Source organism: Enterococcus sp. DIV0802b, from assembly GCF_050543535.1.
Taxonomy (GTDB): Bacteria; Bacillota; Bacilli; order Lactobacillales; family Enterococcaceae; genus Enterococcus_D; species Enterococcus_D entomosocium.
The window spans coordinates 1,461,999-1,484,301 of sequence record NZ_CP172941.1; the positions used below are offsets into that span (position 1 = coordinate 1,461,999).

The 22,303-nt window shown below is 43.2% G+C and carries 18 protein-coding genes; 17 read left to right on the top strand and 1 reads right to left on the bottom strand.

What is annotated here, in order from left to right; all coding sequences use genetic code 11:
- Nucleotides 1-97: 97 nt before the first annotated feature.
- The 15 genes from recQ to IGJ12_RS07060 all read left to right on the top strand — a co-directional run bounded on the left by recQ (nt 98) and on the right by IGJ12_RS07060 (nt 19,881).
- Nucleotides 98-1,864 (top strand): DNA helicase RecQ, encoded by a 1,767-nt coding sequence (recQ, locus tag IGJ12_RS06990; protein WP_005236551.1) that lies wholly within the window; start codon nt 98-100, stop codon nt 1,862-1,864.
- A gap of 57 nt (nt 1,865-1,921) precedes the next feature.
- Nucleotides 1,922-2,341, top strand: a complete 420-nt coding sequence (locus IGJ12_RS06995) for a GNAT family N-acetyltransferase (protein WP_005236549.1) — start codon at nt 1,922-1,924, stop codon at nt 2,339-2,341.
- A 57-nt stretch (nt 2,342-2,398) separates the two neighbouring features.
- Nucleotides 2,399-3,139: a MurR/RpiR family transcriptional regulator gene (locus tag IGJ12_RS07000; RefSeq protein ID WP_005236546.1), complete on the top strand. Its 741-nt coding sequence runs from the start codon at nt 2,399-2,401 to the stop codon at nt 3,137-3,139.
- Between the two features lie 544 nt (nt 3,140-3,683).
- A complete protein-coding gene (locus tag IGJ12_RS07005; RefSeq protein WP_008381556.1) occupies nt 3,684-4,049 on the top strand; it encodes a hypothetical protein in 366 nt (121 codons plus the stop codon).
- 45 nt (nt 4,050-4,094) lie between these two features.
- Nucleotides 4,095-6,410, top strand: a complete 2,316-nt coding sequence (locus IGJ12_RS07010) for a WxL domain-containing protein (protein ID WP_430619508.1) — start codon at nt 4,095-4,097, stop codon at nt 6,408-6,410.
- 303 nt (nt 6,411-6,713) lie between these two features.
- Nucleotides 6,714-8,858, top strand: a complete 2,145-nt coding sequence (locus tag IGJ12_RS07015; protein ID WP_430619509.1) for a glycoside hydrolase family 3 N-terminal domain-containing protein — start codon at nt 6,714-6,716, stop codon at nt 8,856-8,858.
- A 223-nt stretch (nt 8,859-9,081) separates the two neighbouring features.
- Nucleotides 9,082-10,083 (top strand): LacI family DNA-binding transcriptional regulator, encoded by a 1,002-nt coding sequence (locus tag IGJ12_RS07020; protein ID WP_008381553.1) that lies wholly within the window; start codon nt 9,082-9,084, stop codon nt 10,081-10,083.
- Nucleotides 10,084-10,096: 13 nt separating this feature from the next.
- Complete coding sequence (locus IGJ12_RS07025) at nt 10,097-11,014, top strand: ROK family protein (protein ID WP_430619510.1); 918 nt, start codon at nt 10,097-10,099, stop codon at nt 11,012-11,014.
- Nucleotides 11,015-11,071: 57 nt separating this feature from the next.
- On the top strand, nt 11,072-12,019 hold the full coding sequence (locus tag IGJ12_RS07030; protein ID WP_430619511.1) for an ABC transporter permease: 948 nt from the start codon (nt 11,072-11,074) through the stop codon (nt 12,017-12,019).
- A gap of 12 nt (nt 12,020-12,031) precedes the next feature.
- Complete coding sequence (locus IGJ12_RS07035; protein ID WP_005236529.1) at nt 12,032-12,907, top strand: carbohydrate ABC transporter permease; 876 nt, start codon at nt 12,032-12,034, stop codon at nt 12,905-12,907.
- Nucleotides 12,908-12,925: 18 nt separating this feature from the next.
- Entirely contained in the window at nt 12,926-14,569 is a 1,644-nt protein-coding gene (locus IGJ12_RS07040; protein WP_005236527.1) for a hypothetical protein, read from the top strand.
- Between the two features lie 15 nt (nt 14,570-14,584).
- A complete protein-coding gene (locus IGJ12_RS07045) occupies nt 14,585-15,163 on the top strand; it encodes a hypothetical protein (RefSeq protein WP_005236526.1) in 579 nt (192 codons plus the stop codon).
- Between the two features lie 164 nt (nt 15,164-15,327).
- Complete coding sequence (locus tag IGJ12_RS07050) at nt 15,328-16,956, top strand: PTS transporter subunit EIIC (RefSeq protein WP_086299549.1); 1,629 nt, start codon at nt 15,328-15,330, stop codon at nt 16,954-16,956.
- Nucleotides 16,956-18,287, top strand: a complete 1,332-nt coding sequence (locus IGJ12_RS07055) for a 6-phospho-alpha-glucosidase (RefSeq protein ID WP_034878889.1) — start codon at nt 16,956-16,958, stop codon at nt 18,285-18,287. The genes IGJ12_RS07050 and IGJ12_RS07055 overlap by 1 nt, the downstream gene beginning before the upstream one ends.
- A gap of 220 nt (nt 18,288-18,507) precedes the next feature.
- On the top strand, nt 18,508-19,881 hold the full coding sequence (locus IGJ12_RS07060) for a gluconokinase (protein ID WP_430619512.1): 1,374 nt from the start codon (nt 18,508-18,510) through the stop codon (nt 19,879-19,881).
- Nucleotides 19,882-19,899: 18 nt separating this feature from the next.
- Here IGJ12_RS07060 and IGJ12_RS07065 read toward each other — a convergent pair whose 3' ends face one another.
- Nucleotides 19,900-20,640: a MurR/RpiR family transcriptional regulator gene (locus IGJ12_RS07065; RefSeq protein ID WP_008381545.1), complete on the bottom strand. Its 741-nt coding sequence runs from the start codon at nt 20,638-20,640 to the stop codon at nt 19,900-19,902.
- A gap of 151 nt (nt 20,641-20,791) precedes the next feature.
- Here IGJ12_RS07065 and IGJ12_RS07070 point away from each other — a divergent pair, with 151 nt between their 5' ends.
- Together IGJ12_RS07070 and IGJ12_RS07075 are read left to right on the top strand one after the other, a co-directional pair.
- Nucleotides 20,792-21,544, top strand: coding sequence for an IclR family transcriptional regulator (locus IGJ12_RS07070; protein WP_016613298.1), 753 nt, complete (start codon nt 20,792-20,794; stop codon nt 21,542-21,544).
- A 110-nt stretch (nt 21,545-21,654) separates the two neighbouring features.
- The gene (locus IGJ12_RS07075) at nt 21,655-22,302 is read left to right on the top strand and encodes a bifunctional 4-hydroxy-2-oxoglutarate aldolase/2-dehydro-3-deoxy-phosphogluconate aldolase (RefSeq protein ID WP_016621203.1); all 648 of its coding nucleotides are present in this window, start codon (nt 21,655-21,657) and stop codon (nt 22,300-22,302) included.
- The last annotated feature ends 1 nt before the right edge of the window (nt 22,303 follow it).

Sequence of the window (22,303 nt, forward strand, 5' to 3'; positions counted from 1 at the left end):
ATTTCATTGAAAAGCGAATAAAAAGCGAAAGTTCTCTTAATGCCGTTTTCTTTGCGTACTTAATTGCGTATAATAAGGAAATGGAAAAGAGGGTATTATGCAAACTATTCAAACAGTCTTAAAAGAACATTTTGGCTATTCACAGTTTCGTGAAGGTCAAGAGACGATTATTCAATCTATTTTAACACAACAAAATGTTTTGGGAATCATGCCCACAGGTGGAGGGAAATCCATTTGTTATCAATTGCCAGCGCTCTTGCTGGATGGAGTGACCTTGGTCATCTCCCCTTTGATTTCATTAATGAAAGACCAAGTAGATAGCCTCGTTGATATGGGGATCCCAGCAGCGTATATCAATTCTTCCTTGACAGGAGCACAGATCAATCAACGCTTGCAAGAAGCACGCCAAGGGCGAATCAAACTGCTTTATGTTTCGCCAGAACGCTTAGACTCAGAATCTTTCCGCTACTCATTGCGGCAGATGCCGATCGCTTTATTGGCCGTTGATGAAGCCCACTGTATTTCCCAATGGGGACATGATTTTCGCCCGAGCTATCTGCGACTCGCCGAAACGATCGAAAACTGGGAGCAGAAGCCAACGATCGTTGCCCTTACCGCGACAGCTACACCCAAAGTTGCCGAAGACATCGAAAACTTACTTTCAATTCCGGCAGAAAATCAAGTCAAAACCGGGTTTGCTCGGGAAAATTTGGCTTTTCAAGTCGTCAAGGATCAAAAAGATACCTACATCACAACGTATTTGAAAATGAACCAAGGACAATCAGGTATCATTTACGCCAGTACCCGCAAGGAAGTGGAACGGATCTATCACCTGTTGAAACATGAACGCGTGTCCGTCGGGTATTACCATGGCGGACTTTCAGAAGAAGAGCGCTCATTTTTCCAAGAAGAATTTCTTTATGACCGCCTGCAAGTGATGGTAGCGACCAATGCATTCGGGATGGGAATCAACAAAAGCAATGTCCGTTTCGTGATCCATGCCCAGATACCTGGAAATTTGGAGTCTTATTATCAGGAAGCCGGGCGTGCCGGACGAGACGGCGAACCCAGTGATGCGATCTTACTTTATGCTCCACAAGACATGCAGATTCAGCAATTCTTTATCGATCAATCCGAATCAGATATTCTTTATCGCCAAAACGAATACTTGAAATTGCGGGAGATGAGCCAATACGGACATACCCAACTGTGCTTACAGCGCTATATTTTGCGTTATTTTGGAGAAGATGGCCCCGATTGCGGTCGTTGCAGCAATTGCCTTGATGAAAGAGAACAAGTGGATATCACAGTGGATACACAAAAAGTGTTGTCATGTGTGAAACGAATGGGCGAACGCTTCGGGAAAGCCTTGGTGGGGAAAGTGCTAACGGGCTCTGGCGACCAAAAAGTCAAACAGTGGGGCTTTGAAAAGTTACCAACTTATGGATTAATGAAAGATTGGTCTCAAAAGGAAGTCAATCAGCTGATCGATTATTTAACAGCATCAGGGTATCTTTTGCCGTCAGAAGGGCAATACCCTTTGTTAAGTGTGACCAATGCGGGGATTGATGTGTTGCTTGGAAAAGCAAAAGTTTATAGAAAACAAACCAAAGTCAAACAGTTAGTGGTTGATGATGAACTGTTCGATCAACTGCGCACCTTACGATTGAATCTCGCACAAGAACAAAATTTGCCGCCGTATGTCGTTTTTTCTGATAAAACACTGCGAGAATTGGCGGAAGTTCAGCCAAAAACGCCGATCGATTTTTTACAGATCAAAGGGGTTGGCCAAAACAAATTGGATAAGTATGGCGATGCCTTTTTAGCATTGCTTTCTGAATACGAAAAGACGGAAAGTGATTAAAATAGACCATTTTCTCTACGATAAGACAAAAAAACAGCAGGAAGGGACGAAAAATCAGTGATTACGATTCGACCGGCAATAGCTGCAGATCAAGCGTTTTGGTTTTCTTTGGATACTCACTTACCAAAGGAAGTCTTCGCCAAAAAGATAATGGAAAAAACTGCTTATGTAATAGTTGCAGATGAACAGCCAGTAGGGTTACTGCGCTACAATTTTTTCTGGGACACGATTCCTTTTTGTACCATGTTAGTGATCGCAGAAGCGCATCAAGGCAAGGGACTTGGGAAACGGTTGGTTACTTATTGGGAACAACAGCAAAAAGCAGCCGGCCATGCTCTTTGTTTGACTTCCACGCAAGTCGACGAGCAGGCACAGCATTTCTATCGCAACCTTGGTTACCAAGATGCCGGTGGGTTACTTTTGACAAGTCCTGGATTTGAACAGCCGATGGAATTATTTCTTATCAAACAGTTGTGATGTTTTTGCTAGCTTGTGGTACATTGATAGGAGAATGAGAAAATAGGAGCGTTTACTATGTCTTTTTTTGGAAAAATCGATTTCAATGAGTTATCAGAGACCGATCGTGCGATTTATCATTATATGTCGAGCCAAAGTGATAAGATTCCCTATATGCGGGTCCGTGAGATCGCGCTTGAATCCCACACCTCAGCTTCTTCTGTTATGCGCTTTATCCGTAAATTAGGGTATGAGAGCTTTACAGAATTTCGTACCCAGTTCAAAGCACCTGAGTTAGATGCTGTCAGTTTTTTTAGTAGTATGACCGTTTTGGATCCGGAACGCTTCCCGCGAGACATCGAAGGAAAAATCCGGCGAATCGCTGAACGAATGCTGGAATGTGAGAATATTATTTTTTATGGCATCGGTGCGTCAGGTTCAATGTGTGAATATGCTGCCCGCCGTTTTGCCACGATCGGATTTAACAGTTATGCTTTGGTGGATAATACCTATCCAATCTTTGCGAAGCTGAAGCATACGTCAGACAATATGATCGTGGTCCTTTCAATCACCGGAACGACCACCGAGATCATTGAAGTGGTCAATGGCTTTCGTAATAATCCTGACTTCACCACTGTAGCAATCACCAGTGACGCCAACAGCACACTGGGGCGAATGTCCGATTATGTCTTAGACTATTCAGTTGATGTGAAACGCATCAACAAGTATGAAGATTTGACGACGCAAATTCCTTGCCTTTTCTTAGTCGAAGCGTTGTCGGAGACGGTTCGTCAGTTTTCTTTATCCGCAGGGGAATAAGCTACATTTTTCCTTTAATAAATGAAAAAAACAAACAGGTTTAATGGATCAAGAGACTTTTCTTTTGATGACTTTTGGACCTGTTTGTTTTTTACATTTTAGCAAGCTAATTACGGTTCAGTCTTGTTGATAGAAAATGAGAGGGACGCCTGACATGAAGCGTCGATTCAAGGTGTCGAGGATTAAAGGAATAACGTAATTTAAGATCATTGAGCTTTTTGTTGTATAAAAGGGAGATGGCAAGTTTCTAAAATAGTTGCAACAATAACATATGAATGAAACGTATGTTTTTTTTAACTTCATGCAGGATATTCATCGATCGAGGAATATCGTGAATTTTATTCTAAGTAGAACATCGATATAATTAGTATGACATGTTTGAAAACCATGGTTTTTGAGATATCAAGTACGACTACGATCAAGATAGAATGAATTCCATATAAACAGTACTATTTAGGCTTTTGTAAAGAGATTGGCTTTAATAAAATAACACGTCTCAAAAACGATCGTTTTCGAAATGAACAACTCACAAGGAGGAGGGAGAATGGATATCAACGGTGCATCTATTAGAGGAAGGGCTTTGAAAGTATGTTTGGTCTTATTGTTCGCTTTCGGGTTTACAAGAACGAGTTTTGGCGAGGAGAGACGTTCAACGGAAACGGAGGGGACAGTGGGGTTTACCGGGATTTATGAGCCTTTGGATCAACCAGAACCATCTCCACCAACCGGTCCTGTTCCGCGTCCACCGCAAGACACGGGTAAACCCGGCGGGCAGCTGCCCCAGACAAACTTCATTCAACGGTTGGATTGGGTGATTCTTGGAAGTCTCTTGCTGATCACCGCACTTAACATATACGTAGTAAAACAACTTATCAAAAAAGGGAAATCAACATTCCCTAAGTGGGGCTAGATCCCATGGGGAAAATAAGAGAAATGACATTTAGGAGTGAATGCGATGAACTCATTTTTTCGCAAAAAAAATAAGTGGTTGCTGGTTCTACTTGCCTTACTCCCACTGATTACAACATTAACAATCATGAATGCCGAGACGATTTTTTCGTGGACACCAGAGGAAGAACACGAGGAGAGGGCCGACGATGAAGTGAGTGGAGAAATCTCCTTTGCGGAGGAACTGATCCAAGGCGAGGTCGAGCACGTAATAGATTTTATTTTCTACTCAGAAGTTGCCCTCGAAACGGTGGACATCGCGTTGCCTCAGGAAATAATCATTGATCAGGAAGCTTTGAACGATGAAATGACGGTGGTAGCAACAGACCACGAAGGTGTGTGGCAGCTGAACAGCGAGACCCCACAAACGACTTTTGTCTTACCGATTCTTGTGGATACGATCGGAGAATATGAGATCATCGTTGCCGAGACTGCTACGCAGCGCCTGCTGATCTTAGATCATACGGAGGCCGAAGACACTGATTCGACGGAAGAAGAGAATGACTCTGCGGAAGCAGATCAAGCTGCGGATGCGGAAGCGAGAGGGCCAGAAGCTGATGATAGAAGTGGACAGATGGTCGAAGTGACAATTAACAAAAACAATTTTAGAGAACACTTTGATGTCCAAGGCACTGCTACTTACAATGATGAAACTGGGCTATTAGTACTAACAGAAGATATATCTAGGTCAGTCGGTTATGTTACGTTAAAAGACAGAATTAGTCTGGATCAGCCATTTACGCTTAAAGGTAAAGCCAATATTGGGTCTAAACCTCTTGGTGCTGATGGGATGGTATTTGGCTTTCACAATTCTGAGACCAATAGAATAGGTTATGATGGCAATGCGTTTGGAATCGGAGGTTTGAGGGATGCGTTCGCTTTTAAGCTAGACAATAACTATAATGATAGCCGTGGTTCTTTTGGCGAGGATGGTTTTATCGTTGAGAGGGATCCTATAGCTGTCAATGGAGCGCCCTTTGCTGGCTTTATTTATCATAGTACACCATTATTACTGGAAACATATATGGAAGGTGATGCTCCAGCAGCAACTACGGGTGCTAGAAATGGAGCAGATGACCCGATCCTGATTGAATATCAGCCAAATAATGAAGGTCGCTGGTTTAAAGTTACTTATAGAGATATGATATGGGAACGTGACATCAGTGATTGGCAGCCATCAGATATTTCTGCAATGGCATTTATTATATCTGGTAGTACTGGTGCGAGAAGTGATCGCCATACCTTTTATTTTGAAGAGATGAATTATTACATTGGTACCGGAACCGTCCATGTGGATTATCGAGATCGAGAGACAGGGGAGGATATTCTACCAACTGAAACATTAGAACTACCATTACGTTTCCTTCATACCCTTGACCCCAAGAACCGAGAGAGCGATGAACCCTATCAGTTAGGGTATGACTATTACGGGGTTGAGTATGTCACAGAACACTTTGACCCAGGTACATTTGCTATTATGCCGCAGCCTTTCCATCAGAATGTTACTTTTTTATTTGATCGCGTGCCATCGAACATCAAGATCAATCACATAGATGAAGAAGGGGTAGCATTGAGGGAACCAACCTATCAAGGAGAATTCGTAAATGAATCGGTTGATATCTTGCCTTTGACAATTCCTTATTATCAATATCTTTACGAGCGGGACGGTCAGCCGCTGGAAACAAGAGTCACCCGAGCTGAACAAGAATACTGGCTGGTTTATGGTTTGGAAAGTACTCCGCAACCAGTAGACCCTCTTGATCCGGATACGCAAGTAAATCCTGAGAATCCGCCTGAGATTGATGAAGAACAAGGGTTTGTCAGCTTGGATTTTGTTTCCCAATTCCAGTTTGGGACAGTTGGCATTCGGTCAGAAACGACGACCTACGATGCCCTGCCGCAGAAACTGCTTCAGCCGGCTGATCCAAATGATAATCTACGGCCTAATTATGTGCAGGTTTCAGATCGGAGGCGGGAAAATTCTGGATGGACCCTCCGTGCAACCTTACGAGAGCCTTTTGAAAGTGATGAAGGGCATCAACTGACTGGTGCTAGAATTTTATTAGACAATATCGATGTAGTAACGACTCGAGAAAACGTGTCTGAGCCACCTACTCATAAACAGCAAGCAGCACTGACTGTTGGAAATGCGGAGATAATCGCACAAGCAGGTGCCAACCAAGGCAGAGGCACTTGGGTCCAGCGCTTTGGCGATCGAGAAACAATGGATCAAAGTGTCAAACTTGAGGTGCCAATTAGTGCGACTCCTCAGGCCACGAGATATTCAGCAACCATTCTTTGGGAACTTTCATTTGTTCCTTAACAATAAACAAAAAGAAGCTGCAGCGAATTGCAGCTTCTTTTTGTTAGCATCGGAGAAGACATAATGTCGGATGTATCAGGGGATTTGGTGTTATCCATTATTCATGGTACACCTTGTACCATGATGAAGATTTTTCCTTTTTGCCATGAGTTGCACCAAAGTATGAAGATCGTCTTTTTTTGAAAACGTTTTTAATTATACTGAATGAAAGGAATCGGCAACATGTTGCTTCTGCTAAGAAGGAGCAAATGCCGCAAGTTCGATAAGCAAAAGAAGAGAGCCTAATGATTGGAGAGAATAATAGTGGAAACCGTAAAACTAAAAGAACTGATTGACCAAATGACTGTAGCTGAAAAAGTGGGCCAGTTGGTCCAATTGACGCCAGATTTTTTTGCGCAAGGAGGAGAAATCACCGGTCCGATGCAACAATGGCACATGAGTGAAGACCAATTATTTTCGATTGGTTCTGTGTTGGGCACTCATACCGCTGAACAAGTGTATGCCATCCAAACGTCTTATCTTGAGAAAAGTCGCTTAAAGATTCCTCTTGTTTTTATGGCAGATGTTATCCATGGGTATGAAACGATTTTCCCAATTCCACTGGCCTTAGCATCTTCCTTTGATGCGCAGTTAGTGGAAGAGGTTGCTAAAGCTTCAGCAAAAGAAGCGGCAGAAGCTGGTGTCCATGTCACGTTTTCACCGATGGCGGATCATGTTAAAGACGCGCGCTGGGGAAGGGTCTTGGAAAGTAATGGGGAAGATCCGACCTTATCTGCGGTGTTGACGGCTGCTTATGTACGAGGGTATCAAGGAACTGCTTCCCTTGCAGAAAATAAACAGCGAATTGCTGCTTGTGTCAAACACTTTATCGGCTATGGCGCTGCAGAAGGCGGCCGGGATTACCATACTGTCGATTTGTCTGATCTGGAGCTCTACCAAAATTATCTGCCCGCGTTTCAGGCGGCGAATGAAGCTGGTGCAGAATTGGTCATGACTTCTTTTAATACGATCCATGGTGTGCCGGCCACAGCCAATCAACCATTGTTGCAGGAAGTATTGCGAGAAAAGCTTGGGTTTGATGGCTTGATCATCTCAGATTGGGCAGCGGTGGCGGAATTGATGGCGCATCGTGTAGCTGCTGATCGAAAGGAAGCCGCACAGAAAGCTTTTACTGCAGGTGTCGAAATGGATATGATGAGTGATTGCTATTTGAACGCACTAGAGCAAATCATTCAGGCAGATCCTGCTATGAAAGAGCAGTTGAATAAGGCGGTTTTTCATGTGCTACATTTAAAGAACAAGCTAGGCCTTTTTGAAGACCCTTATAGAGGGTTAGCACCGGAAAACTTAACGCCTAGACTCCTAAAGGAAACCCGTCTTCTTTCACGAGAAGCAGCAAAGCAAACAACGGTTCTTCTGAAAAACCAGGCACTGTTGCCTTTGCAGAAAAAACAAAAGGTCGCGCTGATCGGTCCCAAAGCAGATTCAAAGGATCTTTTGGGGGCTTGGTCGTGGATCGGCAAACCAGAGGCTGCGGTCTCCTTAGCGGAAGGTCTTTCTCAAAAAGAAATTGACTTAACTGTCTTACCGTACCCTGATGGGGAAATGTTGACGAGCGCCTTTCTTGATGAGGCGTGTAAAGTCGCTAAAGGAGCTGAGGTCGTTTTATTGGCTCTGGGGGAAACCAGCGAGGAAGCGGGAGAAGCGGCAAGTCTGACCAAACTTTCTTTATCAAGAAAGCAAGAAGCATTGATTGAAGCAGTAAGTCAGGTCAATCCTAGGATCGCAACGATTCTTTTCTGTGGCAGACCACTGGTTTTGACCGCCATCGAGCCTCTTTGTCAAGCAATCATGATTGCCTGGTTCCCTGGATCAGAAGGCGGTAATGCATTGGCAGATTTGTTGATGGGCGAATCTGAACCGCAAGGACGTTTAGCTATGAGTTTTCCAAGGGCAGAAGGACAGTTGCCGTTGACTTATGCTCAACTCTCTACAGGTCGGCCACTGACAGAAGAGAATAGTGATCAAAAATATATTTCGCGCTATATGGATGAAAAAAATGAGCCGTTGTTTTCTTTTGGCTCGGGCATAGGCTATAGTAAATGCACGATTACCCACACCCAAATCATTATTCCTCAGGAAAATGGTGCGCCATTTGAGATCAGTTGCACACTGAAAAATGAGGGCGATGTGCCGCATACAACGATATTGCAACTCTATAGCAGAGACGATGTTACGGAAGTAGCACGACCGATGAGGGAATTGAAACAATGGCAAAAAATCCATCTTGCTGCAGCCGAAGAAAGGCAGCATTCATTCTATGTTACACCAGAGGATTTTGCTTATGTTCATTCCGATTTCTCGACAGAAAGTGATCCTGGTACGATTTCCTTATACCTTGGCTTTGCTGCTGCCTCAGCGAAGTTGATTGGTACGCTCACGATTTAAAAGCCTTTCGAGGCTTTTTTTTTCGGGTACAACTTGTACCAAAGTGGCACAGGTTTCAAGGTGCTGGTACATGCGCCAACTAGTCCTAGAACCATTGTGGGTGAAAACGTTTTTATATATAGTTGGTTTATCGGATGGCCAACCTTAGAGTGGTCGTTGATTTTTTCAGCAAAATAAAAACGTTTTTATTTTTGGGAAGAATCCTTCAGGAGGGGAGAATCATTTGACAAATCGAATCACGATTCGGGAAGTGGCAAAGGAGGCAAACGTGTCGATTGCGACCGTGTCTAAAGCATTAAACGGTGTCGATGTTGTTCGGCCCGCAACGAAAGAACGTGTGATGGCTGCCGCGCAGCGGTTGCATTATGTCCCAAATTTGATGGGCAAACAATTAAAAAACACGAAAACCAAGATGCTTGGTTTTTACACCACCAGCATTAAGGGCCCCTACTTTAGCGTACTAGTTGAAGCCATTGCCAGAGAGGCAGAAAAACATGGGTATGCAGTCAACGTGTTTTTATCTGCAGATAAGCGCGTTGTCCTCAATAGTATTTTAGGTGGTGTTGTTGATGGCATTATTGGATTTGAAGATTTTTTAACGAAGCAGGATTTGGCTGCGATGGAACGAGAACAAATCAAAGCCGTCTTTATCGATCGAAACATTCAAGAGAAGAACTTCGGCAGTGTAGTCTTTGATTCTTTCGAAAAAGGGAAAGCAGCCACCGAGTATCTTTTGTCACTTGGCCACAAAAAAATTGCCTTTATCAGTGGTATTACTGGTGTTTATGATAGTGATGAGCGTTTAAGAGGGTATTTAGAAGCATTAAACGAGGCAGGGGTTTCTAAACGGTCGGACTATCAATTGCAGGGGTTCTTTGAAGAAGAACGAACGAGAGTCCGCGTGCAACAGTTTTTGCTAGAGCAGAAAGATTTACCCACAGCGTTTCTGGCGGGAAATGATCTTAGTGCGATCGGAACGGTCAAGGCGATCCATGAGACCAAGTGGCGGGTGCCGGATGATTTCAGCGTAATTGGCTTTGATGGCATCGATCTCTTGGACTATTTCATGCCTCGGTTGACGACTGTGAAAAATCCAATCCAATTGCAAGGGGTCACGGCAGTAAACCACTTGATCGAAATGATTGAGGAAAATGCATGTGGTGTCTCCTACGTTTTACCAGGAGAATTGAGTATTAATCAATCGACAAAACAAGTAAATGAATAATGAGGGTGAAGCAATGTTTATTGGAATTGATGTTGGAGGAACGGCTATCAAATATGGTGTGATTTTGAGAACGGGTGAAATTGTGAAGAAAGGACAGATGCCAACCATTCATGAAAAAGAAAAATTTTTGCAATCCATCACAGCATTGATCGAATCGCTGCAGCAAGACGCAATGATCGAAGGTGTCGGTATTAGCGCACCGGGCATCATCCAAAAAGATGGCACGATGATCACGGCAGGATCAATCAAACCGCTTTATGGAATCAACCTAAAGTTGGAATTAGAGAAACGTGTCAAGCTGCCAGTCCTTATTGAAAATGATGCCAATGCTGCAGCGATTGCTGAAAAATGGCTTGGGCATGCACAGGCTTGTGAGAACTATCTTTGTCTTGTTGTGGGAACTGGTATTGGTGGCGGGATCATCGTCAACAATCAGCTCTATCGAGGCAGTCATGGCATGGCAGGTGAATTTGGGTGGATGCTGATCGACACATTGCCTGAACAGGGAAATCTAGAGTCAGTTTCCTTGAATCAACGAGCAGCCATCGTGGGTGGTCTTTGCCATCAGTATCAACTGGCACTTCAGCAACAAGGGCGAAGTGATCTGCCTCAAGATGCAGTCGAGATCTTCCAGAGAGGAGAACAAGGAGAAGTAGTAGCGAACCAAGTGATTGCTCAATTTTTCCAAGATTTATCAGTGGGCTTACTGAATTTGATCAGTACATTTGATCCCGAGCTGATTTTGGTTGGTGGTGGGGTCAGTGAAAATGATGGTTTCATGACAAGGCTTGAAGAGACCATGAGCCAGCTAAAAGCTCGCCATGAAAGTATTGGTTATTTAGAAGGTCGCACGATTGCACCGATTCAACGAGCAAAATTAAAAAATGATGCTGGTATGATTGGTGCGGTCTATCAATTGATGAACCAATAAAGGAAAGCATGTATTTCCTTTGGGTGAAAAAGTAAGCGTTTTAGAAAGGGTGGAAAAATGGAATCAAAAGGTGTCATGCTAAAAGCAACCCCACAGAAAAGGTCATTTTTGCGAAAACTAAAAAGCCAAAGCTTTTATCAAGCGATGGTTTGGCCAGGTATTATCTTGATGATTATTTTTAATTTTATCCCATTGTATGGGATCGTTATCGCGTTTAAAGATTACTCAGTTCTTGATTCGATCGCAAATGCGGAGTGGGTCGGTACTCAATATTTTCAAGAATTTTTTAGTGATTCAATGTTTTGGACGGTGATGAGTAATACATTGGGCATCAGCTTTTTTAAACTACTGATTGGCTTTCCAGCGGCGATTGGTTTAGCGGTATTGATCAATGAAATCGTTCATGTGCGCTTGAAGAAGGTCGTTCAAACGGTGTCTTATTTGCCGCACTTTCTTTCTTGGGTCATCTTAGGTGGCATGTTTATTACGTGGTTGTCTGATACCGGTCTGGTCAATAATCTACTGTTAGGTTTTGGGTTGATCGATGAACCGATCCGCTTCTTGACCGATCCCGAAAAATATTGGGCGATTGCAGTCATTTCCGATATTTGGAAAGAAGTTGGCTGGAATACGATTTTATACATCGCTGCTATGACGGGGATCAATCCAGCTCTTTATGAAGCAGCTAGAATGGATGGCGCCACGAAGTTCCAGCAGATCACGCGGATCACGATTCCTTCGATCCGTCATATTATCGCCTTGACATTTGTTTTGTCAGTGGGGGGGTTATTGGGTTCAAACCTCGATCAGACACTCGTCTTACAAAACCCTGTCAATTATCAGTCCAGTGAAGTCATTAATTCATTTGTCTATAAAATGGGGATCCAACAAGGAGACTTCTCCTATGCGACCGCCGTTGGCCTGTTTGTGTCGGTTGTTTCTTTGATCCTCGTAGTAGGAAGTCATCTTTTGACCAAAAAAATCAGTGATGAATCAGTCTTTTAGAGGAGGAAAAGTATGAAACAAACATTTTCAAAAGATGAGAAGATCTTCAATACCGCCAATGTGATTTTCATGGTATTCTTTTTAGCCATCATTGCGTTGCCATTATGGAATATCGTCGCTTTGTCGTTCAATGATGCAACCGATGCCGCAAGAGGGGGGATCTATTTCTGGCCACGGGAATTTTCACTAGAAAGTTACTACACCGTTTTTGAAGATTCTGCGATCTATAAAGCTTTTGTTATCTCAGTTGCAAAAACAGTGATTGGCGTTGTTTTGCATACGGCATTAACGGCGATGGTCGCCTATGGGATGAGTCGCAGAAACTTAATGGGACGGAAAATCTACATGAACATGGGGATTTTAACGATGTTCGTTTCCGGAGGAATGATCCCAACCTTTCTCTTATTCAAAGAATTAGGGTTGTTAAATAATTTTTGGGTTTACATCATTCCTGTCTTATTTTCTTTTTACGATATGGTGATTTTGATGAATTTTTTCCGGAGCATTCCATTTTCGCTGGAAGAATCTGCCATGATGGATGGCGCCAATCCTTTTATTATTTTCGTGAAAATCATTTTGCCATTGTCCCTTCCAGTTTTGGCAACCATTGCATTATTCCACGGCGTCTTTCAGTGGAACGACTACATGACCGCCAATATCTATGTGGATGATCGTAGTTTATATCCTTTACAAATGCTACTATTTCGGATCGTTTCGGAAAATCTATCGCCCGCAGTGGCGACCGGAACCAATGTTGTCAGAAATACAACTTCACAGTCATTGCAATTAGCAACCATGGTGGTAACGACGGTTCCTGTCGTCGTGATCTACCCATTTTTACAAAAGTACTTTATTCAAGGGATGACTCTTGGATCAGTAAAAGAATAGACAAAAGGAGAGAAAAAAATGAAAGCAAGCAAATTATTTTTAGGGATCGGTCTCGTATGTACATCAGTCATGGTATTAGGTGCCTGTGGTAATTCCAGCAGCGAGTCAAAAGGAGCTGCTGAGGTAGAAGATCTGCCAGAAGCTCGCTTTGAAGCAGACAAAGATACACCAAGCTGGCAAAAAGACACCGACCATGAAGCGACCTTAAAATGGTATGTCAATTTTGATTGGTATGCTCAGCCGGGGTGGGGCAAAGACACTGTGACGCGAAAAATCAAAGAAGACATGAATATCAATGTCGAATTTATTTCAGGAAATGACGAGAACCTTAATACGATGCTAGCTGGTGGCGATCTTCCAGATATCATGACCTTCGATAAAAACCTGTCTGCTGCAAATGAAGCGACAAAATTTGCCTTGCCATTGAATCTTTTGGCAGAAAAATATGACCCTTACTTCTTAGAACATGCAGCGAAACCGGAATCTGTTCAATGGTTTACTTTAGAAGATGGCAACATTTATGGATACCCGAGCTTTTCCACGACTGCACAAGATTATGAGGACGGCAATGTAGTGGGAGACCAAGTTTTCATTGTCCGCAAAGATATTTACGAAGCGTTAGGTGAACCCGATATGTCGACGCCAGAAGGATTTTTAGATGCGTTAAAACGGGCAAAAGAAGCATTTCCGACAGCAGATGATGGTGCAGCTCTAGTCCCATTTGCTTCGACTGCACTAGATATTTCCAATGGTGGGGATGGCGCCTATGGTGGTACTTTGCAAGACTTTCTCAGTATCGCACCAAGTGTAGACGGTCAATTCAATGATCGTGACGCTGATGAGGAGTACATCACTTGGATCGAGACATTTAGAAAAGCGTACAATGAGGGATACATCAACAATGACCAGTTTTCAGACAATGACAACACGATGAAGGAAAAACTAGGACAAGGGCGTTATTTTGCTTACCTGCATACGAATACGAAGGGACTCAATGAGTTTATGTCCGATAATAATGCCCGTAATCCTGAGCAAACCTATATTGCCGTCGATGGTCCGAAAAATTCGAATGGCGATGATTCCACTTTTACTGGCGGAAATATTGGTGGATGGACACAAACCTTCATCACGACGTCGACAAAAGAACCCCAAAAAGCCATGGAACTTTTGACGTATTTAGCAAGTGAGTATGGCACGATGGTCACTACCTTTGGTATCGAAGGGGAAACATACAATCTTGTGGATGGCGTGGTTGAGTACTCAGAAGAAACAGAAGCGTTACGAAATTCTGATATTGCTCGCTTTGATAAGGAAATTGGTTTAGGTTCTTATTGGTTTGTTGGCAATGACAATTACGCCATTCAAATGGGACAAAAACCAGCAACATCGATTCGGCAGATGGTGGAATGGTCGCAAGACAAATTGGCGCCGCGTTTTGAGATCGAAGACATTGATCCTCGCACCGGTTCTGAAGCAAGAAACCTCACTTCCATCAACACAGCAAGAGTGCAAGCGTTGGTCAACTTTATTCAAGCAGACTCGGAAGAAGCGGGCCGTCAGATTTGGGAAGACTACCTAAAAGAACGAGAAAACAATGGATGGTCAGCAATCGTTGATTACCGAAATGAGAAAATCGCTGAAAATATTGAAAAATTAAACTAAAGGTGTGTGAGTGTGATGTTTGCTTTAGAGAGTCGTTTTTATCGTCTTTGCGAAATCGTTTTTCGTATGCTGGTATTGAATCTCTTGTTTTTAGTGGTATCGTTTCCGATCATCACGTTTCCAGCCGCTTTGCGAGCAGTGGTCGATGCTTACGAACATCCTGAAGCAAAACTGCTAAAACCCTTTTTGAAAAATAGCAAAAGCGCGTTATTGAAGACTCTGCCACTAGGGGTCTTCAATCTCTTCTCATTTTTATGCGGACTCAGCTTGTGGCGTTCTGCTACTTTGACGAATTCATTGTTTTTCTCTTTTTTGACCATCATTTTTCTTACTTTTTTGTTGTCCTACAACATTAACCTGTATGTGATGCAATCAAAAATGCAAGATCGGCAAAACTTGTTTGACCTTTTTCGTAGTAGTTTTTTCTTTACGATGATGCACTACCATAAAGGGATCGGAATCTTAGTCCTAGCAGCGATCGGCTATTTCTTCACATGGCAATCAGCACCAGGTATCTTCTATCTATTTTGTCTGTCTGGGCCCTTGTATTTCTATCAAAAAGTGTTGCATCTAAACAGAGTGGATCAATCTTGATTCACTCTTTTTTTGTTGCTTGTAATCGCCACTAGCTAGGAAGTAGACAGGATGAAACACATTCCAATCTTTGAAACGCATTGAATTGAAAACGTTTGCTATTCTATTAGTAACAAATGTTTCCTATAATGAACCTACAAATCAACTACAAAGGAGTTTCCTCAATGAAAGAAAAAGTGATGGATGCGATGCAGAAATTCTCCAAGGCAATGTTTGTGCCCGTTTTGATTTTGCCGATCGCAGGGATATTGATTGCCGTTGGGAATGTGTTTACAAATGTCCGCTTGCTTGAGCAGTTTCCCTTTTTGGATAATCCGATAACCACCGGTTTTGGTAGTATCTTGTCCGCTTCCTTATTACCGATTTTAACCAATTTGGGCATTATTTTTTGTGTCGGGATTGCTCTAGGGTTAGCTAATAAGAAAAAAGCTGAAGCGGGATTTACCGCGTTGTTAGGTTATTTCGTCTTCTTGAATGCCATGAATAAATTCATGGAACTTCGGGGGATGTTGGTTCCAGCCGATGCCCTTCAAGGTTCAGGACAAGCGATCGTTTTAGGAATCCAAGTGTTGGATATGGGGGTCTTTCTGGGGATCATTTTAGGGATCGTCGTAGCATTGATCCATAATCGTTTTATCGATACGACCTTTAACAACGCCTTTCAAGTTTATGGCGGCGCGCGCTTCGTCTTTATTGTCTTGATTCCGGTCGTCGTGTTATTAGCCATCGTTTTCACGTTTATATGGCCAGTAATACAAACTGGCATCGACGGTTTAGGCGGCATCATTCAACAAACGGGCAACTTTGGCATCTTCTTGTACGGTATGTTGGAACGCTTATTGATTCCAACTGGCTTGCATCACTTGATCTACACGCCGTTTTTGTATACTTCATTAGGCGGTGTCGCAGAAGTTGGCGGTCAAGTCTTTGAAGGGGCACGAAACATTTATTTTGCGGAAATTGCTGACCCAGCAGTCCGCGTATTATCGCAAAGTGTCATTTGGGACGCTCGTGGGATCTCAAAAATGTTTGGACTGATCGGTGCCTGTTTGGCGATGTATCAAACGGCAAAACCAGAAAATAAAGTCAAAGTCAAAGCCATTTTGATTCCAGCTGTCGTCACTTCCTTTATTGCAGGTGTGACTGAACCAATCGAATTTTCTTTTATGTTCGTGGCACCTGTTTTGTTCGTCATTCATTCTGCACTTAGCGGCTTGAGCATGGTGGCGTTAAATCTCTTTGGTTCTCGCGCCATCGGACCGAATGGCTTCATCGACTTTCTTTTGTACAACTTGCCCTTAGGGATCGAGAAAACTCGCTGGCCAGTGTACTTGATCGTCGGAGTCGTCTTCTTCTTTCTTTATTACTTCTTGTTCCGCTTTTTGATCACGAAACTGAATTTGAAAACGGTCGGGCGTGAAGAAGATGGGACAGAGACCAAACTGTATTCGAAGAAAGAGTACAAAGAAAAACAACTTGCTGGAGCAGGTGTCGGGGTCATGGCGAGTGACCAAGCCGCCACTAGTCCGACTGGTGAAACAAGTATCTCAGCAATCATCACCAAAGCGCTAGGTGGCGATGACAATATCAAAACTATCGACAACTGCTATACCCGCTTACGTTTAAAACTAAAGGATCCTGAACTCGTGGATGAAGCGCTACTAAAAGACGAAACACAAGCCAAAGGCGTGATCAAAAATGGTGAAAATGTCCATGTCGTTTACGGGTTGACTGTGCCGAAAGTGCGGGAAGAATTAGAAAATTATCTTGGAAGAGAAGGAGAGATTGAATGATGAAAAATTTTTCAGTAGTGATCGCAGGGGGCGGCAGTACCTTTACCCCGGGAATCGTTATGATGCTACTTGACAATCAAGAACGCTTTCCTTTAAGAAAGCTGAAACTATACGACAATGATGAAGCACGCCAAGCGATCCTCGGCGAAGCCCTGGCGATTTTATTAAAAGAACAAGCACCTCAAATCGAATTTTCATTTACGACGGATCCTGAAGAAGCCTTCAGCGATGTCGATTTCTGTATGGCGCATATCCGAGTAGGAAAGTATGATATGCGGGAAAAAGATGAAAAAGTCCCCTTGCGTCATGGCGTCTTTGGTCAAGAAACCTGTGGTCCAGGAGGGATCGCTTATGGGATGCGCAGCATCACTGGTATGCTGGAGATCATTGATTACATGGAACAGTATTCCCCCGATTGTTGGATGCTGAATTATTCCAATCCAGCTGCAATCGTAGCTGAAGCATGTCGGGTCTTGCGTCCTGAGTCAAAGGTTCTGAATATCTGTGACATGCCCGTGGGCACGTTGCGGCGCATGTCGCAAATCATTGGCAAGCAGCCAGAAGAGTTAGAAGTTCGCTACTTTGGCTTGAATCATTTTGGCTGGTGGACTAGTGTCAAAGACAAAGAAGGCACGGAGTACATTCAAACCATACGTGACTATGTTGCAGAACATGGCTATTTGACGCAGATCGAAGTGGATACCCAACATACAGACCCAAGTTGGCAAGACACCCACAAAAAAGCCAAAGACCTCTTGGCTCTCACACCAGAATATCTGCCAAATACGTACTTGAAGTATTATTTATACCCAGATTACGTCTACGAACACATGAAAGAACACCCAGAGTATACGCGTTCCAATGAAGTGATGGAAGGACGGGAAAGACGAGTGTTCGATCATGCCAAAAAGATCACTGCACAAGGATCTGCTGAAGGGATCGCTTTTGAGATTGATGCCCATGCAACTTTTATCGTTGATTTGGCACGCGCCATCGCTTTTAATACTCATGAGCGAATGGTCATGATTGTGGAAAACAACGGCGCGATTGCGAACTTCCCGGATGATGCCATGGTGGAAGTGCCATGTATCGTCGGTTCTGATGGACCAGAAGCCCTCGCTCAAGGAAAAATTCCTGCCTTCCAACAAGCGCTCATGTTCCAACAGGTGACTGTGGAAAAATTAGTGGTCGAAGCATATGTGGAAAAGAGCTATCAAAAAATGTGGCAAGCGTTAAGCCTTTCCAAAACGATTCCTAGCGCAAAAGTAGCCAAAGAGTTACTCGATGATTTGGTCTCGGAAAATGGTGATTACTGGCCAGGATTGTCTTGATTTGTTTCACATTTGCGAAACATTTTCTGATGGGATAACTGGAAAGAGGAAGATTCTCCAAGAATCTTTCTTTTTTTGATTTTTGCTGTGGAAGAATACTTCTCTGAAGAAAATCATCACTAAACGTCTTCTCAACAAAACGATCAGACAGGTATGCTAGAATATGCCACTAACTATGGTAGAATAAAGCTAATTGAATCAGATGAGAGGGAGCAATGCGATGTTTTTAGGGATTGATATCGGCACAACAGCCATAAAATTTGGGGTCATTGAAGATCGGAAAATCATTTACTCACAGTCATTACCAATCAAAACCCATAGCCACGGGTTAAAACAGACCCAATCAGCGACCCAGATCAGTAGCCAATTAATCAGTGGTGTCACAACGATTCCCACTCAATTAAAAGCGGCAATCACAGTGATCGGGTTCAGTACCGCCATGCACAGTTTGATGCCAGTGGCTGGTGAGACAGCAGAAGAGATTTACATTTGGTCAGACAATCAAGCGAATCAAACGATGACGGCCTTTCGTCAAACGGATCTGGCGGCAACGTTTTATGAAGAGACAGGGACACCAATCCATGCGATGTCTCCCTTTGCGAAACTGGCTTATTTTCAAACAAGTGGTTCATATTCCAAAGAGACGAAATGGTTAGGCTTAAAAGAACTAGCAATGGCGTTGTTTACCGGACAAGCACGGATCGATTATAGTACCGCATCAGCGACCGGTCTTTTTTCTTTGAAAGAAAAGCAATGGAGTCAAAAGATTCTCAACTATTTATCCCTTTCAAAAACCCAATTAGCGCCTTTATGTGCACCGACTGATCGTTTTTTGATTACCAAGGAGATGGCGCAGCGGTGTGGCTTGAAGCCTGAGGTAGAAGTGATGTGTGGGGCTAGCGATGGGTGTTTGGCAGCATATGCTGGCTATATTTCTACAGGGATCCGCAACAGCTTGACGATCGGAACCAGTGCGGCGGTTCGTAAAGTAAGTGAGACCACGGTCTTTGATCGCCAAAAACAAAATTTTTGCTACTATCTGCAAGAAGACCTCTATGTCGTAGGGGCACCTTCGAATAATGGCGGTTGTGTGCTTGCTTGGGCAAAAGAGACCTTATCAGAAGATCCTGATGGGTTTTATCATTATCTGCCGCAAGTCATGGAGGAATCACCGATCGGCAGCAACGGTTTACGTTTTTTCCCCTATTTAAATGGCGAGCGGGCACCCTTTTGGACGAATGAAATCACAGGTGGCTTTTCTGGCTTGACCCTGAAACACAATCGCTCAGATATGTTACGGGCAGTCCTCGAAGGCATGCTGATGAACATCGATTTATTAAAGCAAATGGCGCAGTTGGAAGGGGCAGTCACTGTAAGTGGTGGTTTCTTTCAAACAAAACTATTAGGTCAAATGACCGCGGATGTGTTGGGGCTAACCTGTTATCTTTCCGATGAAAATGAACCGATATTCGGCTTGTATGATTTGTACAAAAGCTCTGTTGTGCGGCAAGATCAGCCAGATGAAAAATTTGTTCCTGATCTGCAGAACCACGCGCTTTATCAAGAACTGGCAAAAACGTATTTTCATGCATAAGCAAAAACCAGCAATCCACTAGGGTTGCTGGTTTTCTTTTTCAACACACGTGAAAGCGTCAACGATATATTCCATCAATAAGAGCAGTTTGCCAAAGAAACTGGTGTACTGGATGTTTTGGGTGTCGTAGGGACGTTCATCTGTCACTTCAAAGGAAAAGGTCGCTAGTTGATTGGCGCGATGCTCACCGTTACCACAAAACAAAACAGTTGGTATGTGATGTTCATTGGCTAATGCCATCTTTTCCAGCACTTTTTGTGTTTCGCCAGATTTAGAAATGGTGATCAACATACTGATGTTCTCAATGTTGTTACTAATGATCCCACCTGAGTCAGAAGCACTGACTAATAAGGTTTTGATGCCGTTGACAAGCATTTTTTTGTGGAGGTATTCTGCCACGATCCCCGAAAAACCTGTGGCATAAATCGTAATAAACTTGTTCTTGTTTTGTCCATAGATTTCTTTGATCGCTTCGATCGTATCTGCAATACTGGCAGCGTCAATTTGGTAATCGATGGCGGCTTCAGTGATCGTCTGATTTTTCAAGCGATTCTTTAAGAAGTAAAGCAGCTCTAGATAGCCAGAAAAACCTAGTTTTTGCGCAAGCCGCACGATGGTTGCTGGGGAAGTGTAGATCGTTTTAGCGATTTCTCTTAAGGGCAGTCCATCGATCGCAGCGGTATTTGCAAGCAAATAATCAAGAATTTGCAGCTCATTGTCAGTCAATTTTTTTCCTTTGATCAATACATTTAAGTCCATTGTTCGGCACTCCTTTGTCTTGTCTTCATCATACAATGAATAACGACAGAAAGTAAAATAGGAATCGCGTCATGCTGATATATAGGAAAAAAGATTGTGCATTTCCTAAAAAGATATTATAATTTCTTATATAGAAAATAAAGGTGGAGAAATGATGACACAAAAACCATATGGAACCGTACTACTAAAAGCAGCAACCATTTTAGATTATCTAGCAGAAGCGCCAAGTAAACCATTGCAAGAAATTTCAGAAGCAACGAAACTGACCCCATCCACAGCTTTGAAAATATTGGAAACGCTACAAATGATCGGCTATGTCAAACGCGACAAAGAGAAGAATTATCGCTTAGGGTCTAAGCTGATCAAGTATGCCAATCAAAACATTCAAGAGCTTGATTTAGTGGAAATCAGCTTGCCTTACTTGGAAGCATTGCAGAAAACGGCGGATGAAACGATCCACTTAGGCGTCTTGACCGCCAATGAGATTCTTTATGTCAATAAATTGGAGCCTCAGAATCAAACGATCCGCATGTCTTCAAAAGTAGGAATCACAAGACCGTTGTATAGCTCTGCCATGGGGAAAGCCGTTTTAGCGGAGTTTGATGCCCCTCAAGTAGAGGAGTACTTGGCAGCAACGCCTTTAACCGCTTATACCGAAAATACCATTACAAATCAGTTGAAGTTGAAGAAAGAATTGGAACAGGCAAAAGCGAACCAAGTAGCCTTTGATGATGAAGAAATGGAACAAGAAATCTATTGCATCGGCGCCTCACTGACAAAAGATCAGGAGATCGTTGGGGCGTTTTCTATCAGCCTACCGAAATACCGCTTGACCCCAAAATACAAAACGACATTGATCGATGCGATTATTGCGACAAAACAACAAATTGAGCAAGCGTTGTAAACTTTTTAATGGAAAGCCCTTGCAAATAAAAACGAGAACGGTATAATGAACGTGTAAGTTTCTTTATAATAAATACCATTTTCCAAATAGGAAATAAGTGGAGGGTCTTAATGAAAAAAGTAGCGAATTTAATGAAACTAAAGGAAAGCGGTGTGATCGCTGTTGTACGTGGCGCTTCAAAAGAAGAAGCACTACAAGCAAGTAAAGCGATCGTTGCAGGGGGGATCACCGGCATTGAGTTGACTTTTACAGTGCCTCAAGCGGCGGATGTAATCGCTGAATTAGTAGCAACCTTCAAAGAGAATCCAGAGGTAGTTGTTGGTGCGGGGACCGTTCTTGATGCAGTGACCGCTCGTTTAGCGATCATGGCAGGCGCAGAATATGTGGTAAGCCCAACCTTTGATCAAGAAACGGCTGAATTATGTAATTTATATCAAATCCCGTATCTGCCTGGTTGCATGACCATTTCAGAAATGAAGGACGCCTTAAAAGCAGGCGCAGATATCATTAAACTATTCCCGGGTAGTGCGTATGGACCAAGTATCATCTCGGCCTTCAAAGCGCCATTGCCACAATTAAACATTATGCCGACCGGTGGTGTCAGCTTAGACAACATGCAAGAATGGTTTGCAGCGGGTGTTGTAGCCGTTGGTGTAGGGGGGAATTTGTTAGCGCCAGCAGCAAGTGGGGATTTTGACAAAGTAACAGAAGTAGCGAAACAATATGCGGCAAAATTAAAAGAGATTCGAGGAAAGTAAG